General features: G+C 63.5%; 17 protein-coding genes. 15 read left to right on the forward strand and 2 right to left on the reverse strand.

Going from position 1 to position 20,553, the window contains the following annotated elements:
* Positions 1 to 60: 60 nt before the first annotated feature.
* A complete protein-coding gene (locus tag AC1MHZ_RS17335) occupies positions 61 to 1,437 on the reverse strand; it encodes an L-serine ammonia-lyase (RefSeq protein ID WP_084858931.1) in 1,377 nt (458 codons plus the stop codon).
* Between the two features lie 146 nt (positions 1,438 to 1,583).
* Here AC1MHZ_RS17335 and AC1MHZ_RS17340 point away from each other — a divergent pair, with 146 nt between their 5' ends.
* Positions 1,584 to 2,528, forward strand: a complete 945-nt coding sequence (locus AC1MHZ_RS17340; protein ID WP_482966698.1) for a LysR substrate-binding domain-containing protein — start codon at positions 1,584 to 1,586, stop codon at positions 2,526 to 2,528.
* Between the two features lie 23 nt (positions 2,529 to 2,551).
* On the opposite strand, the gene AC1MHZ_RS17345 is transcribed toward AC1MHZ_RS17340, so the two are convergent.
* A complete protein-coding gene (locus AC1MHZ_RS17345) occupies positions 2,552 to 4,255 on the reverse strand; it encodes a sulfatase-like hydrolase/transferase (protein ID WP_482966699.1) in 1,704 nt (567 codons plus the stop codon).
* Positions 4,256 to 4,630: 375 nt separating this feature from the next.
* Here AC1MHZ_RS17345 and AC1MHZ_RS17350 point away from each other — a divergent pair, with 375 nt between their 5' ends.
* The 14 genes from AC1MHZ_RS17350 to AC1MHZ_RS17415 are packed head-to-tail and all read left to right on the forward strand — an operon-like array spanning position 4,631 to position 20,553.
* Complete coding sequence (locus AC1MHZ_RS17350; RefSeq protein ID WP_482966700.1) at positions 4,631 to 5,983, forward strand: UDP-glucose dehydrogenase family protein; 1,353 nt, start codon at positions 4,631 to 4,633, stop codon at positions 5,981 to 5,983.
* Positions 5,980 to 7,044, forward strand: coding sequence for an NAD-dependent epimerase/dehydratase family protein (locus AC1MHZ_RS17355; RefSeq protein ID WP_482966701.1), 1,065 nt, complete (start codon positions 5,980 to 5,982; stop codon positions 7,042 to 7,044). Before AC1MHZ_RS17350 ends, AC1MHZ_RS17355 begins: the two co-directional genes overlap by 4 nt.
* Positions 7,041 to 7,787: a sugar transferase gene (locus AC1MHZ_RS17360; protein WP_482966702.1), complete on the forward strand. Its 747-nt coding sequence runs from the start codon at positions 7,041 to 7,043 to the stop codon at positions 7,785 to 7,787. Before AC1MHZ_RS17355 ends, AC1MHZ_RS17360 begins: the two co-directional genes overlap by 4 nt.
* A 1-nt stretch (position 7,788) precedes the next feature.
* Positions 7,789 to 8,436, forward strand: coding sequence for a CpsD/CapB family tyrosine-protein kinase (locus AC1MHZ_RS17365; RefSeq protein WP_482966703.1), 648 nt, complete (start codon positions 7,789 to 7,791; stop codon positions 8,434 to 8,436).
* A 22-nt stretch (positions 8,437 to 8,458) separates the two neighbouring features.
* Entirely contained in the window at positions 8,459 to 9,478 is a 1,020-nt protein-coding gene (locus tag AC1MHZ_RS17370) for a polysaccharide biosynthesis/export family protein (RefSeq protein ID WP_480463614.1), read from the forward strand.
* Positions 9,479 to 9,492: 14 nt separating this feature from the next.
* Positions 9,493 to 11,067, forward strand: a complete 1,575-nt coding sequence (locus tag AC1MHZ_RS17375; RefSeq protein WP_482966704.1) for a GumC family protein — start codon at positions 9,493 to 9,495, stop codon at positions 11,065 to 11,067.
* 8 nt (positions 11,068 to 11,075) lie between these two features.
* On the forward strand, positions 11,076 to 12,152 hold the full coding sequence (locus AC1MHZ_RS17380; protein ID WP_482966705.1) for a glycosyltransferase family 4 protein: 1,077 nt from the start codon (positions 11,076 to 11,078) through the stop codon (positions 12,150 to 12,152).
* On the forward strand, positions 12,149 to 13,519 hold the full coding sequence (locus AC1MHZ_RS17385) for an O-antigen ligase family protein (RefSeq protein WP_482966706.1): 1,371 nt from the start codon (positions 12,149 to 12,151) through the stop codon (positions 13,517 to 13,519). The genes AC1MHZ_RS17380 and AC1MHZ_RS17385 overlap by 4 nt, the downstream gene beginning before the upstream one ends.
* Positions 13,516 to 14,481 carry a glycosyltransferase family 2 protein gene (locus AC1MHZ_RS17390; protein WP_482966707.1) on the forward strand — a complete coding sequence of 322 codons (966 nt, stop codon included), beginning with the start codon at positions 13,516 to 13,518 and terminating at the stop codon, positions 14,479 to 14,481. The genes AC1MHZ_RS17385 and AC1MHZ_RS17390 overlap by 4 nt, the downstream gene beginning before the upstream one ends.
* Entirely contained in the window at positions 14,474 to 15,610 is a 1,137-nt protein-coding gene (locus AC1MHZ_RS17395; RefSeq protein ID WP_482966708.1) for a glycosyltransferase, read from the forward strand. Before AC1MHZ_RS17390 ends, AC1MHZ_RS17395 begins: the two co-directional genes overlap by 8 nt.
* A 9-nt stretch (positions 15,611 to 15,619) precedes the next feature.
* A complete protein-coding gene (locus AC1MHZ_RS17400; RefSeq protein ID WP_482966709.1) occupies positions 15,620 to 16,624 on the forward strand; it encodes a polysaccharide deacetylase family protein in 1,005 nt (334 codons plus the stop codon).
* On the forward strand, positions 16,621 to 17,925 hold the full coding sequence (locus AC1MHZ_RS17405; RefSeq protein ID WP_482966710.1) for an oligosaccharide flippase family protein: 1,305 nt from the start codon (positions 16,621 to 16,623) through the stop codon (positions 17,923 to 17,925). The genes AC1MHZ_RS17400 and AC1MHZ_RS17405 overlap by 4 nt, the downstream gene beginning before the upstream one ends.
* Positions 17,926 to 17,936: 11 nt before the next feature.
* The gene (locus tag AC1MHZ_RS17410; RefSeq protein WP_482966711.1) at positions 17,937 to 19,832 is read left to right on the forward strand and encodes a hypothetical protein; all 1,896 of its coding nucleotides are present in this window, start codon (positions 17,937 to 17,939) and stop codon (positions 19,830 to 19,832) included.
* 31 nt (positions 19,833 to 19,863) lie between these two features.
* The gene (locus tag AC1MHZ_RS17415) at positions 19,864 to 20,553 is read left to right on the forward strand and encodes a GNAT family N-acetyltransferase (RefSeq protein ID WP_482966712.1); all 690 of its coding nucleotides are present in this window, start codon (positions 19,864 to 19,866) and stop codon (positions 20,551 to 20,553) included.

Consider the following 20,553-nt stretch of genomic DNA (forward strand, 5'->3'; position numbering starts at 1 on the left):
GTATCGCCTTGTAGTTGTTTTTGTTGCTCGGTACAGCGGGTGTTGCATTGTTTCGATGGCTCAGCACTCCACGAAGGCCACGGCCAGGCCGCCGCGGGAGGTCTCCTTGTAGTTCGCGTGCATGTCCGCGCCGGTGTCGCGCATGGTGCGGATCACCCGGTCCAGGGAGATGAAATGTTCACCATCGCCGCGCAAGGCCATCTGCACGGCATTGATCGCCTTGACCGCGGCAATGGCGTTGCGCTCGATGCAGGGCACCTGCACCAGGCCACCGACCGGGTCGCAGGTCAGGCCCAGGTTGTGTTCCAGGGCGATTTCGGCGGCATTCTCCAACTGCGGCGGCGTGGCGCCGAGTACTTCGGCAAGGCCGGCCGCCGCCATCGAGCAGGCCGAGCCGACCTCGCCCTGGCAGCCGACCTCGGCACCGGAAATGGAGGCGTTCTTCTTGCACAGGATGCCCACCGCTGCGGCGGCCAGCAGGAAGGCGACCACATCGTCGTCGCAGGCGCTGGGGTTGAATTTCATGTAGTAGTGCAGCACCGCCGGGATGATCCCCGCCGCACCATTGGTGGGCGCGGTGACCATGCGCCCACCGGCGGCGTTCTCTTCGTTGACCGCCAGGGCGAACAGGTTCACCCATTCCATGGCGCTCAAGGTCGAACCGATCACGTTCGGCTTGCCCAGCTCCTGCAGGCTGCGGTGCAGCTTGGCCGCGCGGCGCTTGACCTGCAGGCCACCCGGCAGGATGCCCTCGTTGCGCAGGCCGTTATCGACGCAATCCTTCATGGCCCCCCAGATCTTCAGCAACCCCGCGCGCACCTCGGCCTCGGGCCGCCAGGCGCATTCGTTGGCCATCATCAGTTGGCTGACGCTCAGCCGGTGGGCCTTGCACAGGGCCAGCAGCTCGGCACCGCTGCCGAACTCGTAGGGCAGGCTGACCTGGGCGGCATCGTCCTTCGGTGCATCGATCTCGCCCTGTTCGACGATGAAACCGCCGCCGATGGAGTAGTAGGTCTGGCTGAACAGGCTGCCTTGCCCGTCCATCGCTTCCAGGGTCATGGCATTGGGGTGATACGGCAGACTCTCGTCGAGCAGCAACATGTCACGGGCATACTCGAAGGCCAGCGGGTGGCTGCCATCGAGCAGCAGGCAACGCTCCTGCATCAGCTGGGCTATACGCGGCTCGATGCTGTGCGGGTCGATGCGGTCCGGCCACTGGCCCATCAGGCCCAGCAGGCACGCGCGGTCAGTGGCGTGACCAACGCCGGTGGCCGACAGCGAGCCGTACAGGCGCACCTCGACGCGGGCTACCCGCGCCAACAGACCACGCTCGCGCAGGGTCTGGGCGAAGGTTGCCGCCGCGCGCATCGGGCCTACGGTGTGGGAACTGGACGGGCCGATGCCGATTTTGAAGAGATCGAAAACACTGATAGCCATGCTAATGCCTGAGCTTGACAGCTTGTATGGCTGCTGCCCGCTCCTCCGGAAAAATTGAACGGTATTGCGAAGTTGCGCGATACTGCCGTGCATCTTTGGCAATGACCAACGAAAATTCCTAAGCAAGGCTTTAGCGGTACTAAACCATGAGGCGTCAACTCAATGGCCAGATGTTCGTCTGGCTGAACGTGTTTTCCTGTGCGGCGCGGCACCTGTCGTTCACCCGCTGCGCCGAGGAGCTGCACATCACCCCGGGCGCGGTCAGTCAGCAGATGCGCCAGCTCGAAGAGCGCCTGGGCTATCGCCTGTTCCTGCGCCGGGCCCGCGGGGTGGAGCTGAGCGCCGAGGGCCAGCGCCTGGCGCAGACCGTGGCCGAGGCCTATGGCAGCATCGAGGCCGAACTGCTGCGCCTGGATGCTGGCGAGATCCGTGGCACCCTACGCCTGCGTTCGATCCCCTCGTTCCTGGCCAAATGGCTGACGCCGCGCCTGCCACGCTTCCAACAACGCTACCCGGACATCGAGCTGCGCCTGGTGGCCGAGGACAGCAACCAAGCCCTGGACCCGGACGACTTCGACCTGGCCATCGACCTCAATGACGGCAGCTACCCCGGCATGCTCTCCACGCCGCTGCTGGACGAGCAGGTGTTCCCGGTGTGCTCGCCGGCCTTGCTGCGTGGTCGCCCGCCCCTGCACGGCCCGGCCGACCTGGTGCACTACCCGCTGTTGCACGACATCACCGCCTGGCGTGGCAGTTCGGAATACGCCGAGTGGGAGTTCTACCTCGAAGGCATCGGTGCCGGCAGCCTGGACGTGCGTCGCGGCCACACCTTCAACCGCAACCACCTGACCATCGAGGCGGCCATCGCCGGTGTGGGCGTGGCCATCGCCCGGCGTACCCTGCTCAATGACGAGCTGGAGCGTGGCACGTTGATCGTGCCTTTCGGCGTGCCGATCGCCAACCATAAGCGCTACATGCTGCATTACCCACCCGGAGGCCTGAGCCAGCCGGGGGCCCGCGCGGTGCATGACTGGCTGGTGGAAGAAGCGCAGGCGTTCCGGGCGTTGCATACGCCCCTGCCCGCTGTGTAGGCGCGCCCAAGGCACGATAGGCATCAGGGCGTCGTCGTACTGGCCATGTCGACCGCCTTGTCAGGTGTCATGATCTGACCTAGGTCGATGTGCCGGAAATCCGGCCTGGCCCCCAGCCGCGCGTTGAAACGTGCATTGAAGGTGAAGGGATCATGGGTCGGCATGTCCAATGATCGACCGTATATCGACGTCACCGCGTCTGCGTCATATCCCATCAGGCGCAGCAATGTCGGAAAAATGTTGTAGTGGCTGGAAGCGTCATGGTTTTGCGCCATATGGGCTTGCCAATCGAGTGATTCGACCTGCCGGCCTTGGATCAGCACCAGGGGAACCAGCCCTTCCTCGGCGACTGGGTCGCTGCCGCAATGGGTATTCAGGCCCGGGTTACCGCGCTCATGCAGGTCCTGACCGTGATCGGAGGTATAGATCACCACGGCTTGGCCCAACAAGTCTGCGGACGCGAACATGCGCCGGAAGAATTCGCCCACGTTCCAGGACAGCGTGTTCCGGTAGCTGTTTCGGTAGAGCACCCAGGCCTGGGGGCGTCCGTCGAAACCTTCACGCTCGCCTGTGTCGGCCACATCGGTGAAACGCCCACGCGGCAGCACAGGCCGGTACGTCATGTATGCGTCCGGGTACTTGTCATTGACCGGAAAGTGCGCACCAACCTTGTTGATCATGATGAACTGTGACGTCGGCTCGGCGAGCTGGGTCGTCAGGGCTTGCAGCGCAGCCATGTCCCGCTGTAGCACGGCGGTAACATCGAACTGGATGAACCGGTCGATATCCTGTTTTTCCTTTGCAGTCATCAGGTTCTGCAGATAACCACCCGTACGTTGGGCATCAATGTAGACCGTGCTCATTCCAGCTGCCTTGGCGTACTGCCAGATCGATGGTTGCGTCGAGTTGATCCTCAGGTAGTCCGCTCGGGTGCCACCGTAGCGCAACGTCACGTTGGTCTCGGCACTGCAGTTGGCAATGGATGCGGCATACCCGAAATCATGAATATCGACACCGGGTTGCGGCGAGGCCAGATGGCTAGTGATCCCGGCCGGCGTGTTCACATCCAGGTAATTGCCCGCGACGCTTTCATCGACGATCAGTACCACCTTTCTGGCCATCGGCGGCCCGGACCGATCAAGGCGAACGGGCTGGCGAGGGCCGACGCCATCGACCAACGACTCATAGCCGAACAGCCCCAGGTAAGCCAGTGGCGTATACATCACCGGCAGGCCGCGAGCGCCTTCGCCCGCACGCATGAACAAAATGCCCGTCAGCACACACAACCCCAGCACCGGCGCGATCGCCGGCAATAGCCGCGGCACGCGTGGCCACGGCCCCGGGCGCAGGCCGATACCAGCCAGTACCAACAGCGAACGGCCCACGGCAGCCAGGATCACTTGATGAAACTGGACAAACGCTTCCTGGACGAACCCGCCTGAATAGATCAGCGAGACGAAGGCACTGTAGGTCAGGTAGGCATGGGTGATGCCGGCATAGGCGTCGAAGAATGCGGCACTGGCCGCAAAGGCCACCGCCCATGTCCTGCGCAACCTGTCCGAACGGACCCAGGCGCACGCCAGCAAGGCCGCGACCAGCGCCACCCATAGCCCCAGGTACAGGCCCAGGGTCAGGCCCGAGCCCAATGCCTCGATGCGTTCGCGATAGCTTTCATGAAAACTTGCCAGATATGCGATCAGCAAGCCTGCCTTCATCCACCCACGCATCACGTGCCTCGCCTTCGTGTGTTTCTCAAACCGTAGCAGCTGGACCGCATTTCACAAGCCCGAATCGTCAACATAATGACGCATCGACGCCCACTTGAATTTGGCACTCCGCAGGCGTCTTCATAAACGAATCTATTAGCTGGAGACTACGTATTTCGCCACATGCAGCCGTTTATCGGATTCTTCCAGCAACGAAAAACCACTAGCTTTACGCGCTAACTCTCGGATCGAGAACGACTTGATGGCAATTAGCCGCGCAATTACATGTGCTAAGTGGACGCGCTAGTGCCATCCGTTTGACGCAAAGCCGGACAGCTGCGCTATACCCTTTCACACCTGTTTCATCTTCCTTACTGATCACACGAGGCGCCAGGCATGGACGTGAGTGTATTTGGCATTGGCTACGTCGGGCTGGTACAAGCCGCGGCCCTGGCGGATGTCGGTCATCGGGTGCTGTGCGTCGATATCGACGCGCACAAGATCGATCAGCTCCGCCAAGGGGTGCCCCCGATCAGCGAGCCCGGCCTCTCGGCCCTGCTTGAAGATAACATCGAGCAAGGACGGCTGTTGTTCAGCACCCAGGCCAGCGATGCGGTCGCCCATGCAGAGCTGATCTTCATCGCCGTCGGCACGCCGCCCGACGAGGACGGCTCTGCCGACTTGACCCATGTACTCGATGTTACCCGGCAGATCGCCATGCTGATGACCAGCGACCGCACCCTGATCGTCAAGTCGACGGTTCCCGTGGGGACCGCCGACCAAGTCTTGCGCGTGGCCCGGGAAGAATTGCAGCGCTTGGGCAAAGGCCAACTGCAGGTACGGGTCGTCTCGAATCCCGAGTTTCTCAAGGAAGGCAGCGCCCTGGCCGACTGCATGCGCCCGGATCGCATCATCGTCGGCACCCATGACGAGGTCGCGAGCGCGCAGCTCACGGAGCTCTATGCCCCCTTCTGCCGCAACCACGAAAAACTGATGTTCATGGACAATCGCAGTGCCGAACTGACCAAGTATGCTGCCAATGCCATGCTGGCCACACGCATCAGCTTCATGAATGAACTGGCCAACCTCAGCGAGCAGCTCGGCGCGGATATCGAAGCGGTGCGCAAGGGTATCGGCTCCGACCCGCGCATCGGCTACCACTTCATCTACCCAGGCTGTGGCTTTGGGGGATCGTGTTTCCCCAAGGACATCAAGGCACTGCTTCATACGGCCGAGCACAGCGGCATGCCTCTGCGCCTGCTGCAGAGCGTCAGCGAGGTCAATGACCGGCAGCGGCGGATCCTGTTCGCCAAGCTCAAGCAGCATCTGGGCGGCGACCTTGCAGGCAAGTCCATCGCTCTCTGGGGCCTGGCCTTCAAGCCGAACACCGATGACATGCGCGAGGCACCCAGCCGCTACCTGATGGAGTCCCTCTGGGCCGAGGGTGCCAAGGTGCGTGCCTATGATCCGGAGGCCATGGACGAATGCCGACGGCTCTACGGCTACCGGGACGACCTGCACCTGTGCGCCACACGCGACGACACGCTGCAGGACACCGATGCCCTGGTGATCTGCACCGAGTGGAAGAACTTCCGCGTGGTGGACTTCGCCCTGCTGGCCACCAAGTTGCGCACCCGGGTGATCATCGATGGCCGTAACCTGTACAACCCCGAACAAGTCGCGGCCCATGGCCTGCACTACAGCGGCATCGGCCTGCGCACCGTCCCGGCCCAGGAAGGGCGACCATGAAAGTCCTGGTGACCGGCGCCGCCGGGTTCATCGGCGCGCATACGTGCCTGCGCCTGTTGCGCGATGGCCATCAGGTGCTCGGGCTGGACAACTTCAACAGTTATTACGACCCGGCGCTCAAGCACGCGCGTGTGCAATGGGTCCGCGACCAGGCAGGCGATTTCGACCTGCGCTGCATGGACCTGTGCGACCGGGAGGGCATGGCCAGCCTGTTTGCCCAGGAGCGTCCGCAGGTCGTCGTGCACTTGGCGGCCCAGGCAGGTGTGCGCTACTCGCTGCGCAACCCCCAGGCCTATATCGACAGCAACCTGAACGGTTTTCTCAACGTGCTCGAGGGCTGTCGGCATCATCCGGTACACCATCTGCTCTATGCCTCGTCCAGCTCGGTATATGGCGCAAGCCTGCGCCTACCGTATCGGGTCGAGGATTCGGTGGACCACCCGCTGTCGCTCTATGCGGCAACCAAGAAAGCCAACGAGGCCATGGCCCATTGCTACAGCCACCTGTTCGGCATTCCTTGCAGTGGCTTGCGTTTCTTTACCGTCTATGGGCCGTGGGGGCGACCGGACATGTCGCCGATGCAGTTCGCCCGCTCGATCATCGAGGGCAAGCCGGTCCAGTTGTTCAACCATGGCCAGCACCGACGCGACTTTACCTATATCGACGACATCATCGAAGGCCTGGTGAGGCTGATCCCGCGGGCGCCGACGGCAAACGCCGACTGGCGGGCCGATGCACCCGACCCTGGCACCAGCTCAGCGCCCTGGAGGCTACTCAATATCGGTGGTCAGCAGCCGGTGGCGCTGCTCGACTACCTCGCCTTGCTCGAGCGCCATCTGCAACGCAAGGCAGTGGTCGAGCTGCATCCCTTGCAGCCAGGCGATGTGCTCGCCACCAGCGCCGACGCCAGCGCGCTGGCGCAACTCACAGGTTTCGTTCCCCAGGTCTCGCTGGATGAAGGGCTCGGACGCTTCGTCGAATGGTTCCGCGCGCACTACCCCTCATGGACCAGAAAACCGCATCCGCAGGACCAACAGCTACAGCAGCGGAGGGTGTTATGACCGGCCAACCCAGCGAAGCGCAATTGCACAACCTGTATCAGGACAAACGCCTGGACCCATTGCATCGCCAGCGCATCGACACTGCCATCCATGTACAAGGCAAAGGCTGGATCACCGGTCGTGCTGGCGGGCGCCCATGGAACCTTTCGCGGACCAATCGGGTGTTCTCGTGCCTGGCCGCCCTTGGGCTGCTGACCGCCCTGGCGCCTGTGCTGCTGGTGCTTGCCCTCCTGGTGAAGCGGTCGGGTCCTGGCCCGGTGCTTTTCGTGCAAAAGCGCACCGGATACCGGGGAAGGGGCTTCGGCATGTTCAAGTTCCGCACCATGGTCGCCGATGCCGAGGCCCTGAAGGACTCCGTACGCCACCTGAACAAGCACGGAAGCGACTCCATCGACTTCAAGATCGACAACGACCCGCGCATCACGCCGATCGGCCGCTGGCTGCGCCGCAGCAGCCTCGACGAATTGCCCAACCTCATCAATGTGGTCACCGGCGACATGCGCCTGGTCGGCCCCCGCCCCACCTCGTTCAATGCCTACCGCTACAAGGACAACCACCTGGCAAGGCTGTCCATTTATCCCGGCATGACAGGCTTGTGGCAGATATCGGGACGCAGCGACATCGATTTCGACCAACGCGTAGAGCTGGACCTTAGCTACATCAACGAACAGAGCCTGTTGCTGGATCTGAAGATCCTCTTCAAGACACCGTTCAAAGTGTTCACTGGCCATGGAGCAAGTTGAGATGGACGGTTCCACTTCGAGAAGCCTGAGTATCGCCCCTGCTAGCGAGACCAACCTGACCGCCACGGTACTGGACCTCGAGCAGCGAACGCTGCTGCTGACTGCGGCCAACGCCGGTACCGGCACCAGTACCAGTGCCTTGGCCTTCGCCGGGCAATTGGCAGCCATGACCACCGGCAATGTGCTGCTGATCGATGCCAGCCCAGGCGCCAACAGCCTCAGCCAGCAACTGGGCATGGGCAAGCTGCGCGGCTACACCGACCTGCTGTACGACCAGCAGACCCCGCCCCTGGCCCAGGACTGCGTGGTGCGACTGTCCGAACATCCGTTCGACATCCTCCCTGCCGGGACCTGGAAGCGCGACCGTGAGCACTTCGACCCCGAAAGCCTGCGCACGCTGCTGCGCCACCTGGGCGCTCACTACCGCTTCGTAGTCATCGATGGCGAAGCGGTGTATGCCAGCGCCGACAGCCTGGCGATCGCCCCATTGGTTGATGGGGTGATCCTGGTCGTCTGCGCCGAGCAAACCCGCTGGGAAGTTGCCCAGGCTGCCGCGCAACGCCTGGCCCAGGCCGGAGGCCGCCTGATCGGCAGCGTATTCAACAAGCGCAAGTACTACATGCCCAAGTGGCTGTACGACAACCTCTGAGAGGCCGCACAGGATGAATGCCATGAGATATCCATCGATAGCCTTGTGCCTGCTCGCCCTGGCTGGCTGCGCCAACCAGCAGAACCGCGAGATGCCGGTACAGATCATGACGGCCCCACCCGCCGAAAGCCAGGCCACTGAAGTCGCCCGCCGCGAGCAGGTATTGCGACCGCAGGACGTGCTGGACGTCATCTTCCACGTCAGCAATCGGTCGTCCGGTATGTACCGTATCCAGTCCGGCGACACGTTGGACCTTACCTTCATGGCTGCCAGCGGCCTCAATGGCAACCAGTTGGTGCAGCCAGACGGCACCATCACGCTTCCGAGCACCAACTCGGCGGTGCGCGTCGAAGGCATGACCACCGCCGAGGCCGAGAGCGCGATCCGTCAGGCCTACAACGACAAGCGGGTGTTCAAGCCCAACCGCGACCAGGTCACCGTGCGGGTCGTCAGCCCCATGACCGATGAAGTCAACCTCAAGAACGCACTGGCCCACCCCTCGACCGGCATGAGCCGGGAGATCACCGTAGGCAACGACGGACGTGCGACGTTTCCGGAGATCGGCTCCATCCCTTTGCAAGGCATGACCGTCAACCAGCTGCGCGACTATCTCAATGAGCGCTATGCCAGCCTGCCTGGACGCATGACGGTGGACGTGCTGCTCAAGTCCACCGCCGCCAATGAAATCTACGTGCTCGGCGAAGTCGGCCAACCCGGCGCCTTCCAGATCCGCCGCCCGGTCTCGGTGCTGGAGGCTCTGACCCTCGCCCGCGGCCCTACCCTCAAAGCCAAGCTCGGCTCGGTCGTGATCATGCGTCGCGAAGGCAACACCGTACATGCCGTGAACTACGACGTGGACAAGGCGCTTTCCGGCGGCACCCAGGCCCTGGCCTACCTGCAGCCGGAAGACATGCTCTACGTGCCCAAGACCACCCTGGCCAGCGCCGCGGAGCTGTCCCGGCAGTTGGCCGATGTGGTCCTGTTCCAGGGCTTCGGTTTCAGTTTCAGCTACCGCGTCGACAACAAAGAAAGCAGCGACTGACAGGAGCCACCAGCATGACCACGCAACCGAAAGAGAACTATATCCATGAGTTCTTTCGCATCTTCTTCGCCAACCGCCGGCTGGTGAAACGGGTGTTCCTGCTCTTCGCTCTGGCCGCCGTGCTGATACCGCTGGTGCTGACTCAGCGCTACGACATCACTGCCGAAGTCATCGTCCAGTCGAAGAAGCTGTCGCAGAGCGATACCAATTCGGCATTGGCGCAGGAGGCCGACCAGTTCATCCCGCCGTCACTGGCCGACATGGAGACCGAGAGCAATATCCTGCGTTCGCCTGCGTTGATTCGCGAAACCATCGACCAACTGCGCCAGCAAGGCCATTACGCGACCGAGCCGGGCCTGCTGCAACGCACTGTGTTCGCTCCGCTGGACAAGGCGCTCGTCGAACCGCTGCGTCGCTGGTTCTCCCAGCCGGAGGCGCAACCACGCGATACCGTACTCGATATCCTCACCGACCAGGCCATCAAGGACCTGGAAGTCGAAACCCTGCCCGGCTCCAACGTCATTTCGATCCTGTACAGCGCCGAAGACCCGAAGCTGGGCACCTTGTTCGTCGCAAAACTGCTCGACAACTACCTGAAGAACCGCCAGGACCTGCAGTCCAACGAGCTGCCGGAGACCTTCTACCAGCAGAAGAAACTGCATTACCAGACTCGCCTGGGTGACCTGGAAAGCCAGCGCATGGCGCTGTTGTCCGCCGCCGGCTCCTCCGACCCCAAGGAAGAGATCACCTTCCGCCTCAATGCGATCAACACCGAGGAGGAAGCGTTGAACCTGCAACGCGACCGGCAACTGCAGAACCGTCGATGGCTGGACTATCTCGAGCAGAGCCTGGCTTCGGCCGGCAAGGCTCGAATGGCCGACTATGCCTTCCCATACGCCTTCACCACCACGGTCGACAATGTCGCGTTCGAGGATCGGGAGATCAAGCAGATCGGAGAACAGCTGACCATCCTGCTGGCCCGTTACAACGCCGATGCCATGGTGTTCCAGCCAGGCGCGGAGCAGATGCAACTGGCCCGTCAGCAGATCGCGCAGTTGCGCTCGCAGTTCCTCAAGATCGTCGAGAACCGGATCCGTGAGCGCCGCCAGGATCTGGCGGTGAGCGCGCAAATCATCGAACAGAAGACGCAACGCATCGCCCAATACAAGGAGCGCATCGACCAGTTGCGGGAGACCCAGAGCAAGACTCGGCAGCTGGATACCGAGATCGATGCCCTGCACAAGGCGTTTTCGACCTACGCCCAGCGCTACGAGGAAAGCCGAGGCCAAGGCCTGTTCGATGGCAGCCAGTCCAACGCCAGGATCCTCAGCGCGCCCTATGAACCCTCCGCACCTGCGTTCCCCAAGCCTGGCCTGATCATTCCACTGGGCATGCTCACCGGCCTGCTGCTGGCAATCGCCATGGTCTATGTCAAAGAGTTCTTCGACCACCGGTTCAAGCACCCGGCCCAGATCGGCCATGAGCTTGACCTGCCCGTGCTGCTGGTGATCAACGACCAGACCCCGGCCTTGCCCAACCCGCACCGGACGTGGACGCTGCCACGGCTCGTCCATTGGGTGCGCAATTGAACGCCGTCATGCCTACACAAGCGCCCGTGATCCTCCACTTGCTCAGCAGTGGAGGGTTCTACGGCGCCGAGCGCATGCTTCTGGACCACTGTCTGGCGACCCCCGGCCGACATCGAGTGCTGTTCCTCGATGGCCCGGCCGAGCTGATCGAACGGTTCCAGGCGGCCGATATCGAGTGCGTGGCGTGCCGGGGGCTTGGCGCGCTGCTGCGCTACCTGGGCAGGCAACGCAGCGAGCGGCCCTTGCTCAACACCCACAATTTCAAGGGCCAACTCTATGGCTGGTATGGCGCCTTGCTGTGGGACCTGCCACTTGTATGCACCCAACACGGGTTCACGCCGCGCAGCCGCAAACAACGCCTCTATACCTGGTTGAGCCTTCAGCTGTGTCGTACCCCAACGGTCAGGCGAGTGGTGTGCGTGGCCCGAAGCATCGCCTCTATCCATCGCAAGGCGGGTGTCCCTGACGCCAAGCTGGATGTGATTCCCAATGGGCTGCCCGAGTGTCGCGCCCTGCCCGCGCGGCATGCCACCGATCGCTGGCGGGTCGGTTATGTGGGGCGCCTCTCGGGCGAAAAAGGCCCGGACCTGTTTCTCGACGCACTGGTGCCCCTGTGCCTGCAGCACCGCCATGTCGATGCCGTGTTGCTGGGCGAAGGGCCAGATCGCGCGGCACTGCAGGCACGCATCGATGCGGCCGGCCTTGGTGTGCGCATCACGCTGCCCGGCTACCAGCGCGACATGGCCCACTGGATGGCGCGCCTGGACGCTCTGGTAATCAGCTCCCGCACCGAAGGCACGCCCATGATCCTGCTCGAAGCGATGCAGGCCGGCGTACCCGTGGTCGCGTTCGCCGTGGGCGGGATTCCGGATGTCATCGAACATGGCCGCAGCGGGCTGCTGGCCGCCCCCCTGGCAGCCAGTGAAATCGCCCGGCACCTGGAAGCCTTGATGCTCGATGCCGGCCAGGCGCAGGAGCTGGCAGCACGAGCCCGACAGGTCCAGCGCGAGCGTTTTCACCTGCCCACCCTGGCACAACACTGGCACCGGGTATACCAAGGTGCCGTCAAGGAGGTTGCCCTATGATCATCCCCTTGTCGCTGGTGGGCATCACGGCCCTGCTGTGCCTGGGCTTGCTGGCCAGTCCCTATCCTTATCTCGCACCCGCTGGCGTGGTTGGCCTGGCGGCGGCCCTGCTGCTCTACCGCAAACCAGCCTGGGGGCTGCTCGCCATTGCCGCGCTGGTGCCTCTGGAAGGCCTGCTCAAAGACGGCCAGGTCTCGCTGGCCAAACTGGTCGGTATCGGCCTGGTGCTGGTACTTGGGCTGCAACTGGCCGTGCGCAGGATGCCGATGGAACGCCTGGGCAGTAGCCACTGGCGCCTGCTGCTGCCCTTCCTCGCCCTGTGCCTGCTCAGCCTCTGGACCAGCGAGGACCAGGCGCTATCGCTGGGTTACCTGCGCGAACTGCTGGTGGGGCTGGTGGTGTTCGTCATCACGCTGCTGTTGGGCCGCGACCTTCACCTGGCGACCTGGGCCCGGTTGATCACGGTCAGCGTCTGCATCACGTGTTTGTTCGCGATCTTCTCCACCCGGTACCAGGAGCAGGGACGGGCCTCAGCCATGCTCGACCCCAACGCCTTCGCTCTGTTGATCAGCATTGCAGTCCCGCTGGCCTTGTGGCTGGCGATCCAGGCGCGGCGCTGGCCGACCAGACTGTTGTGGGGCGCAGCCTGCCTGCTGCTGCTGGCCGGTATGACCAAGACCGAGTCTCGCTCCGGCCTGGTCGTCCTGTTGATCAGCCTCGCCATCCTGCTGCACAACTACCGTGAACGACTGTCGGCTATCCGGCCTCGTCACTTGGGCTTTGCCATGCTGGGCCTTGCCATTGTTCTGCCCCTGGGTGCAGTGGTCATGCCCAAGGGGTATGTCGAACGCATCCAGTCGCTGGCGCAGCTCAAGGCCGGCGTCAATGCGCATCAGGACGAATCGCTTGGGCGACGTGCCTCCTACCTGGTCGTAGGCAAAACGATGATCAGCCAGAACCCCTTGCTCGGTACCGGGCCTGGCACCTTCCCGCTGCATTATGCAAGTACGGGCTTCGCCAAGGCCTTCGCCCCCGTCAAGGCCAAGACCACCGATCTCTACCGGCGCGCCCACAATACCTATCTCGAACTGGTCACGGAGGTCGGCATACCCGCCGTTCTGCTCTTCATCGGCATGATCGTGCTGGCCCTGCACAACCTCTGGAGGGCACGCGCGGCCTGGCGCCGCTCGGGCAACCTCGACAGAGCCGACCTGATGACGCACCTGACCGTGAGCATGCTGGCGATCGGGATGTTCCTGATGTTTCTCAGTGCCCCGAGCCACAAGTTCCTTTGGATGATGCTGGGCCTCTCGAGCGTGCTGGTGCGCCAGGCCGAGCAGGGAGACTGGGTGGAGGCCGAACGATGACCAAGGTCAGCATCATCGTGCCGATGTTCAACGAAGCCCGGCACATCGAACGGACCCTGCAGGCCGTCGCGCGAGCAGCCCGATTCAGTGGCCTGGCACATGAGTTGATTGTCGTGGACAACGGCTCCAGCGACGGTGGTGCAGCTATCGCGCAACGCCTGGGCGCCAAGGTGCTGGTCGTTCCGGGTGTGACCATCGGTGCTTTGCGCAACCGCGGGGCCGAGGCCAGCCAAGGGGACTGGCTGGCATTTCTCGATGCCGACATCGAAGTGCCGCAAAACTGGCTCACGGTACTGATGGCGTTGTATCGCGACGGGGAAGGCGACGTGCTGGCCCTGAGCTGCGTCGCCCCAGGCAAGGCCCCCTGGTACGCCCGCGCCTGGCAACGCCGCACTCTGCCTGCCAATGACCACCTGCGTGACAGAAACTGGCTGCCGGCGCCCAACCTGCTGATGCTGCGAAGCTGGCACGAACGGGTCGGCGGTTTTGACGAACAGCTGCGAACCGGCGAAGACAGGGACTTCACGCTGCGCCTGCGACAGGCAGGTGCACGCTTGCGGATGGCCAGGCAACCGAGCGTGCTGCATTGGGGTTATGAACACAGTTGGAGCGAGTGGCTGCGCAAGGAATTGTGGCGCCAAGGCAGCCATCTGCAACTGTTGCGTCAGCATGGGCCAAACCTGCGTCTGCTGCGCTTTCCGCTGTCTTCGCTGGCCTTGTGGGTGGTGGATGGATCGAGCCTGCTGGCCCTCGGAGCGGGGCACCCCTCCCAGGCCCTGCTATTGCTGGCGCTCGGCGCACTGCCGGCCCTGGCCCTGAGCCTGCGCCAGGGCTTCAGGCAAGGAGACTCGCTGTTGTTGCTGCAATTGTGGGGCCTGCACTGGATCCGCCTGCACCTGGCGGGAGGTGCCCTGGCCCTGAGTCTGTTCAACCTTCAGACAAGGAGGCCCGCCCGTGGCTGAGGTCATCTTCTGGTCTTGCCTGGCCTTGCCGGTCTACGCCTGGCTTGGCTACCCATTGCTGCTGGCCCTGGCTGCACCGCTGTTCCCACAGCGTCGCTATCCCCCTCTGCCTGCGTTGCGTGTCAGCGTGGTGATCGCCGCGCACAACGAACAACGGCATATTCAGCAGAAGCTTGCCAGCGTGTTGCGCCAGCACTATCCAGCAGCCGAACTGCAGGTAGTGGTCGCCAGCGACGGCTCCACGGACCGCACCGTCGAGCTGGCCCGGGCCGTACCCGGCCCCTGCGTGCGTGTACTGGACCTCCCTCGCCTGGGCAAGCAGGGGGCATTGAACCACGCCGTAAGTGTCTGCCGTGGCGAGATCCTGGTATTCACTGATGCAGACAACCAGTGGGCGGACGATACACTCGGCCTGCTTCTGGCCCCATTCAGCGATCCGACCGTCGGTGCGACGGCAGGCCATATGATCATTCCCCGCCCCGGCAAAGGCTTGAGCGTGGGCGATAGCCTGTACCGCCATTACGAGGCCTGGGTGCGCAACCTTGAAAACCGGACCGGGTGCATGGTTTCGGCTGACGGCGCCTTGCTCGCCCTGCGACGGGAGCTGTATCAGGCGATTCCCGCCCAGGTCAACGACGACTTTTTCATCAGCACCTGCGCACCCGCGGCAGGCAAGCGAATCGTCTACGTGCCGGAAGCCGTGGTGCTGGACCAGGGTGTAGACGAGGCCAACAAACAGTTCCGCAGGCGCCAGCGGGTAACGGTTGGCGGCCTGCTGAGCCTGGCGGCCCGGCGAGATCTGCTCAATCCGTTGCGCCATGGGCTGTATGCCATCGCCTTGCTCAGCCACAAGCTGATCCGCCGGCTTGCGCCGGTCTTGCTGTTGCCCCTGCTGCTCGCCAACCTCTGGCTGGCAATCGAACCCGGGCCCTATCGAATCGCCCTCGCCCTCCAGCTCTGTGGCTATGCCATTGCCGTCGTGGGCTTGTTCGATCGTCGCCGCCGCCTGCCCAGGCCATTCCGGCTGGCCGCGTTCGCCCTGGTCACCTTGGCCGGCATGACCGTCGGGCTGTGGCAATACCTGCGCGGGCAACGCTACACCCAATGGAATCCCGATCAGAACCGATGAGCCAGGCCCATGTCGATCAAGACTCCTCTCAAGCAGGCCCGTGGTTGGCTGTACCTCAGATCACCGAGCCACCGCGCCCAGTTGCGCGAGAGCGGTACGATCCTGATGCTCCATCGCGTGTTGCCCGACGATGCCAGCGCAGCGTTACCGCATCGCAATGAATTGTGCGTCGGCATGCAGGCGCTGGACAGGCTGCTGCGCTGGCTGAAACGGCATTTCGAGTGTGTGAGCCTGATGGCGTTGCTCGGGCGCGAGGGCGAGACGGGCCTTCGCCCCAAGCTGGCTCTGACCTTCGATGACGGTTGGCGCGACAATGCGCTCAACGCGTTCCCCCTGCTGCGCCGCCATGGCGTACCGGCGAGCATCTTTCTTTCCACCGACTACATCGGCAGCAGCCAGCGCTTTTGGTGGGAGAGCATCGGCGAAACCTTGTGGGGCAGCCACGGCGAATCCGCCCGCCGTCGCCTGGCCGGGCAATTGCACGCGCTCGGCCATCCATTGCCCACCGGCTATTTCGCGGCCAACCACCAGCACCTGCGCAGCCAAGTCCTGGCCGGTTATCTCGAAAGCCTCAAATACCTTAGCCACGCTGCCCTGCAGCACCTCACCGATGCATGCCCGCCGGAGTCCGTGCCCCAGGCAATGGACTGGCCACAGGTCCGCGAACTGGAAGACTCGGGCCTGGTACGCTTCGGCCCCCATGGTGCAAGCCATGCACTGTTGCCTGGGCTCGACGACCAGCGCCTGGAGGAGGAACTCAAGCGCAGTCACGCGGCGCTGGCTCATGGCTGCCGAGAGCCGTTACCGGTGTATTGCTACCCCAACGGTGACCATGACCAACGGGTACGTGCCCGTGTCGCGGCACAGGGTTATCCGTTCGCGTTGAGTACGCGTACCGGCATCTGCAGCAGGCACGATGACCCGCTTGCGCTGCCGCGCATCGGCGTCAGCCATCACACAGCCAGCAGCCCCTCCCTGCTGGCCTGGCGACTGAGCCGCGGAGCCAGGCCATGACCCGAAGCCCGTATCTGCGCCAGATGTTGCTGAGCGTGGCCACCAAGTTGGCGATGATCGTGCTGCGCCTGTTGCGCAACGTGCTGCTCGCCAGGATTCTGGGCCCCAGCGAGCGCGGGCTGTTCGCCTTGCTCAGCGCCCTCCCCGAGCTGATCGGAGCCGCCACCTGCGGCGGGCTCAACAGCGCCGTCGGCTACCGGGCCGCCAAGCGCGGCGACATGGGCCTGCTGCTTACCCAGGTGCTGCTCTACGGGTGTCTGTTCGCCGGGCTGCTGACCCTTGCCTGCATCTTCCTGGTACGGACGTTCGGCGCGCAACTGGACGTGACGCTCCAGCTCGGCCTGCTGATCTGGCTGTTGCTGTTGGCAGTGCCTGTCACCGTGCTCAAGAGCGGCTTGCTCACTTTGCACAATGCCAGCGGCGGCGTCGATGCCTTCAACGCCTTGCGCCTTGCCGAATCGCTGCTTCCGTTACTGCTGTTCATCGGGCTGTTCTGGATGTGGCACGACCGAGCCCTCGAAGCCGCCTTGATCAGCTGGCTGGCAGGTCTTGGCCTGGTCGTCCTGCTGGGCCTGTACTGGCTCGCTCGCGAACAACGCCTGCGTCTGCGCTGGGAGTGGAGCGGACAGCGGGCACTGCTGGCCTATGGCGGCAGGAGTCACCCCGACGTGCTGTTCCAGCAACTGATCCTGCGCGCCGACTACCTGCTCATCGGCGCCTTCCTTGGCAGCACCGCTCTGGGCCACTACGCCATGGCCAGTGCAGCGGCGGAATTGTTGCTGGTCATTCCCGAGGCGGTCACTACGCCGTTGATGAAGCGTCTGCTGCGCCAGGACAGCGACATGCAGCGCCTGACACCGCTCGCTCTACGCCTGACCGCAACCGTGATGCTGTGTGCCTGCCTGGCAATGGCCTTGTGCGGGCATTGGTTGATCAGCCTGTTGTTCGGCGATGACTACCTACCGGCCTACCCTGCACTGCTGGCCCTGTTACCGGGTTTGCTGGGCCTATGCCAGGCGAGCATCCTGCGCCTGGACCTGTTGGGCCGGAACCGCCCCGGTACGGTGTCACTGATGATGGGCGCCGGCGCGGCGCTGAGCCTGTCGCTCAACGTCCTTCTGATACCGGTCTGGGGCATCGTCGGTGCGGCGGTCGCCTCGTCCTGCGCCTACCTCGCGGTGGCCCTGGCGATGCTGGTGCTGTACTGCCGACTGAGCGGCACCTTGTTGCGCCATACCTTGGTGGTCCTGCCCAGCGACATCGCCCCGCTGCTGCAGATGTTGCAACGGAGGCCGGCATGAGGTGTCTGCTGATGTTCTGCCTCCTGGTTTGCCAATGGGCCCAGGCCGCCGATTTGAAATGGGACGGCGTCCGCGATGGCAGCCTGTACCTGATCCCCGGCCAGGAGGACCAACTGCGCCTGAGCTGGTCACCCGCCTGGCAAGCAGATGCCAACAATGAACGTATCTACCTGATCGACGGTCGAGGACAGCTGCGGGGGGACCGCCCGATTCCGGCCGAACAGGTGCGTGGCGACCAATCCTGGCAACTGCGACCGGACGACGGCCCCTACCGGCTCGAGATCCCCGGGTACAGTTTTCGCAGCTACCAGATCAAGCACCAAGGAACTACCCGAGCTCTGTTCGCGCCGGCCAAGGTACACTTCTGCGCCGAGGTCGGGCCGGGTGTAGAACTGTATTTCCGAGTCAAGGCCGGCGAGCAGGCCGTGCTGGCAGGCAAGTACCATGCAGGTATACGCCGCCTCCAGGCCCAACGCGTCAGTGACGGGCGCAAGGTGGTGGTCGAACTGAAGCGTCACCCGGCCTATTGGCAGTTCGACCGCCAGCCGCTTCCGGCCAGCGATCGCGACGAAACCTGGCGGCTGCGCCTGCTGGGTCGAGGCAAGGCGGCGTTCTGGCTTGACGGCACGGCCAACTTGTTCGCCCAACGCAGCCAGGATCTCGTCGACCTGGTGCAAGCCGAAGGTCATGTGAAGTTACAGGTGCACGAGCGAAAGCTCGGTCCCTCGCCCGCACTGGGCGTTGCACTCCCCTATGCCATGCCACCGCCCTCCAGCTATCAGGTGCTGGCAGCCCTGCACCCTCAGGCAGCCGGTTTCTACAGCATGACCGATGTCATGGCCGAGCGGCCCACCCATGAGGATGCCTGGCGCCAGCTCTACCAGCAGCGCTTCTCCATCAATCTGGACATCACTTTGCTCGCGGCTACGGGGCGACGCGCCGACCTGGCCGTCGACCAGACCACGCAAAAGGGCCTGGATGCCTGGCTGGCCGCGACGACCAGGCTGGGCGGCAAAGGCCTGCATTACTTGAGCTTCGCCGACGAGCCCAACCTGAACTACCCCGACTACACCACGTATCGCAACCTGTTCCGGGGCCTGGCCGAACAGGTACGGGCGTTCCCCGGCGCACGTGAGGCCGGGGTGAGAATTGCCATGCCAGCGTCTTCGCGACTGCTCGGTGGCCCGTTCACTCACGACAGCAAGTCGCGGCGTGGCATTGACTGGGCGCGCCGGTTGCTCCGCGAGCAAGGCAGCACGATCGACGCACTCGCCTGGCACGAATGGATGGTCCGCGACCTCCTGGCCACCCGCACCTATCGCGACAGCGTGCGGCAGGCCGCGGCCCTGGTCGGTTTGGACAGCAGAGGTCGTCCAACCAAGGCGCTGCTGCTGGACCAGACCAACCTGTCCAGCGGATCAAGCCTGAGCCCCTATGAGCAGGACACCCACTATGCCGCTGTCTGGTGGAGTTCCGTGGTCTTCAATGCGTCGGCCGATGGCCTGCTGACCCTGCTCAACTGGTTCCACGTCGCCGACGAAACCGAATGGCCCAAGGGCATGGTGCGCATGGAAGCCAACGACCGATTCGTACTCAAGCCGGTAGGCCTGGCCCAGCAGTTCATCCAGCGTCATTGGCTGGCATCCGTGCTGAGCCTGGAAAACGACGCCTTCGAGGTCGATGCGCTGGCCATGGCCGACGACAGGCAGCGCAGCCTGTTGGGGGTGAACAAGGTTGAGCGGCTGCAGCAGGTCGAGGTTGCATTGGGAACTTGCGCCCGGACTCGCCTTGAGTTGCTCGGCCCCCATGATCGACAAGACAACGCACCGTTCAGCTGCGAAAACGGCCAGCTCCGTTTCCAGCTTCCCGGTCAGACACTCTTCGCACTTACCTGGACCGCGTCATGAGACGCACCACGCTCAACGTCGGGAGGACACCATGGCTACGCTGACCAAGATCCGTAACAGCATCAAGCGCAAGGGGCTGCGCAACAGCCTCGCCAGTGCATACCAGCGCTACATCTACCAACACCGCGAACTGCTCTGGATGGAGCGGGACCTGGTCAGCCCGGTACCGCCCCACAACCTCAAGCCCTACCCACCCGTGCAAGTCCTGCCCATCACCGTACACAACGTCCAAGCGTTCACACGCTACTTCGGCCACTACATCGAAGCCATGCGCGAGCTGATTGCCGAGGCCTACACGGGGCTGATGTGCGTGGACGAGAAAGGCGACACCGTAGGGTTCATCTGGGGCAGCACTCGCCATTACCACGACAGGCATTACTATGGCTGCTGGTTCCCGGTGCAGCCCGGCGAGTTCTTCGAGTTTGGCGGCGAGCTGACCCGCAGGTACTGGGGTACCGAGCTTTCCGTGGACATGCAACTGGCCTTGTGGAAAGCCATGGCGGCCCAAGGCTGCACCAAGGTGGTCGATGTCTGCGAAGAAGGCAATATTCCCGCCCTGAAGCTGCACATCCGCATGGACTACCACGAGCAAGGCCGTATTACCCATGTCCACTGTCTGTTCGGTCGCTGGAAGTTCTTCCGTGAAACCCGTTACACCGGATCACGGCTCGAACCGTTGCGCAAACCGGCAACCCCTTCGGCTGCGTTCACGGTGTCCTGA

Source organism: Pseudomonas sp. FA-1 (genome assembly GCF_056856075.1).

Coding starts and splice junctions, on each gene's coding strand:
- AC1MHZ_RS17335 (WP_084858931.1), bottom strand. CDS start 1,437: ATGGCTATCAGTGTTTTCGATCTCTTCAAAATCGGCATCGGCCCGTCC.
- AC1MHZ_RS17340 (WP_482966698.1), top strand. CDS start 1,584: ATGAGGCGTCAACTCAATGGCCAGATGTTCGTCTGGCTGAACGTGTTT.
- AC1MHZ_RS17345 (WP_482966699.1), bottom strand. CDS start 4,255: ATGCGTGGGTGGATGAAGGCAGGCTTGCTGATCGCATATCTGGCAAGT.
- AC1MHZ_RS17350 (WP_482966700.1), top strand. CDS start 4,631: ATGGACGTGAGTGTATTTGGCATTGGCTACGTCGGGCTGGTACAAGCC.
- AC1MHZ_RS17355 (WP_482966701.1), top strand. CDS start 5,980: ATGAAAGTCCTGGTGACCGGCGCCGCCGGGTTCATCGGCGCGCATACG.
- AC1MHZ_RS17360 (WP_482966702.1), top strand. CDS start 7,041: ATGACCGGCCAACCCAGCGAAGCGCAATTGCACAACCTGTATCAGGAC.
- AC1MHZ_RS17365 (WP_482966703.1), top strand. CDS start 7,789: ATGGACGGTTCCACTTCGAGAAGCCTGAGTATCGCCCCTGCTAGCGAG.
- AC1MHZ_RS17370 (WP_480463614.1), top strand. CDS start 8,459: ATGAGATATCCATCGATAGCCTTGTGCCTGCTCGCCCTGGCTGGCTGC.
- AC1MHZ_RS17375 (WP_482966704.1), top strand. CDS start 9,493: ATGACCACGCAACCGAAAGAGAACTATATCCATGAGTTCTTTCGCATC.
- AC1MHZ_RS17380 (WP_482966705.1), top strand. CDS start 11,076: ATGCCTACACAAGCGCCCGTGATCCTCCACTTGCTCAGCAGTGGAGGG.
- AC1MHZ_RS17385 (WP_482966706.1), top strand. CDS start 12,149: ATGATCATCCCCTTGTCGCTGGTGGGCATCACGGCCCTGCTGTGCCTG.
- AC1MHZ_RS17390 (WP_482966707.1), top strand. CDS start 13,516: ATGACCAAGGTCAGCATCATCGTGCCGATGTTCAACGAAGCCCGGCAC.
- AC1MHZ_RS17400 (WP_482966709.1), top strand. CDS start 15,620: ATGTCGATCAAGACTCCTCTCAAGCAGGCCCGTGGTTGGCTGTACCTC.
- AC1MHZ_RS17405 (WP_482966710.1), top strand. CDS start 16,621: ATGACCCGAAGCCCGTATCTGCGCCAGATGTTGCTGAGCGTGGCCACC.
- AC1MHZ_RS17410 (WP_482966711.1), top strand. CDS start 17,937: ATGTTCTGCCTCCTGGTTTGCCAATGGGCCCAGGCCGCCGATTTGAAA.
- AC1MHZ_RS17415 (WP_482966712.1), top strand. CDS start 19,864: ATGGCTACGCTGACCAAGATCCGTAACAGCATCAAGCGCAAGGGGCTG.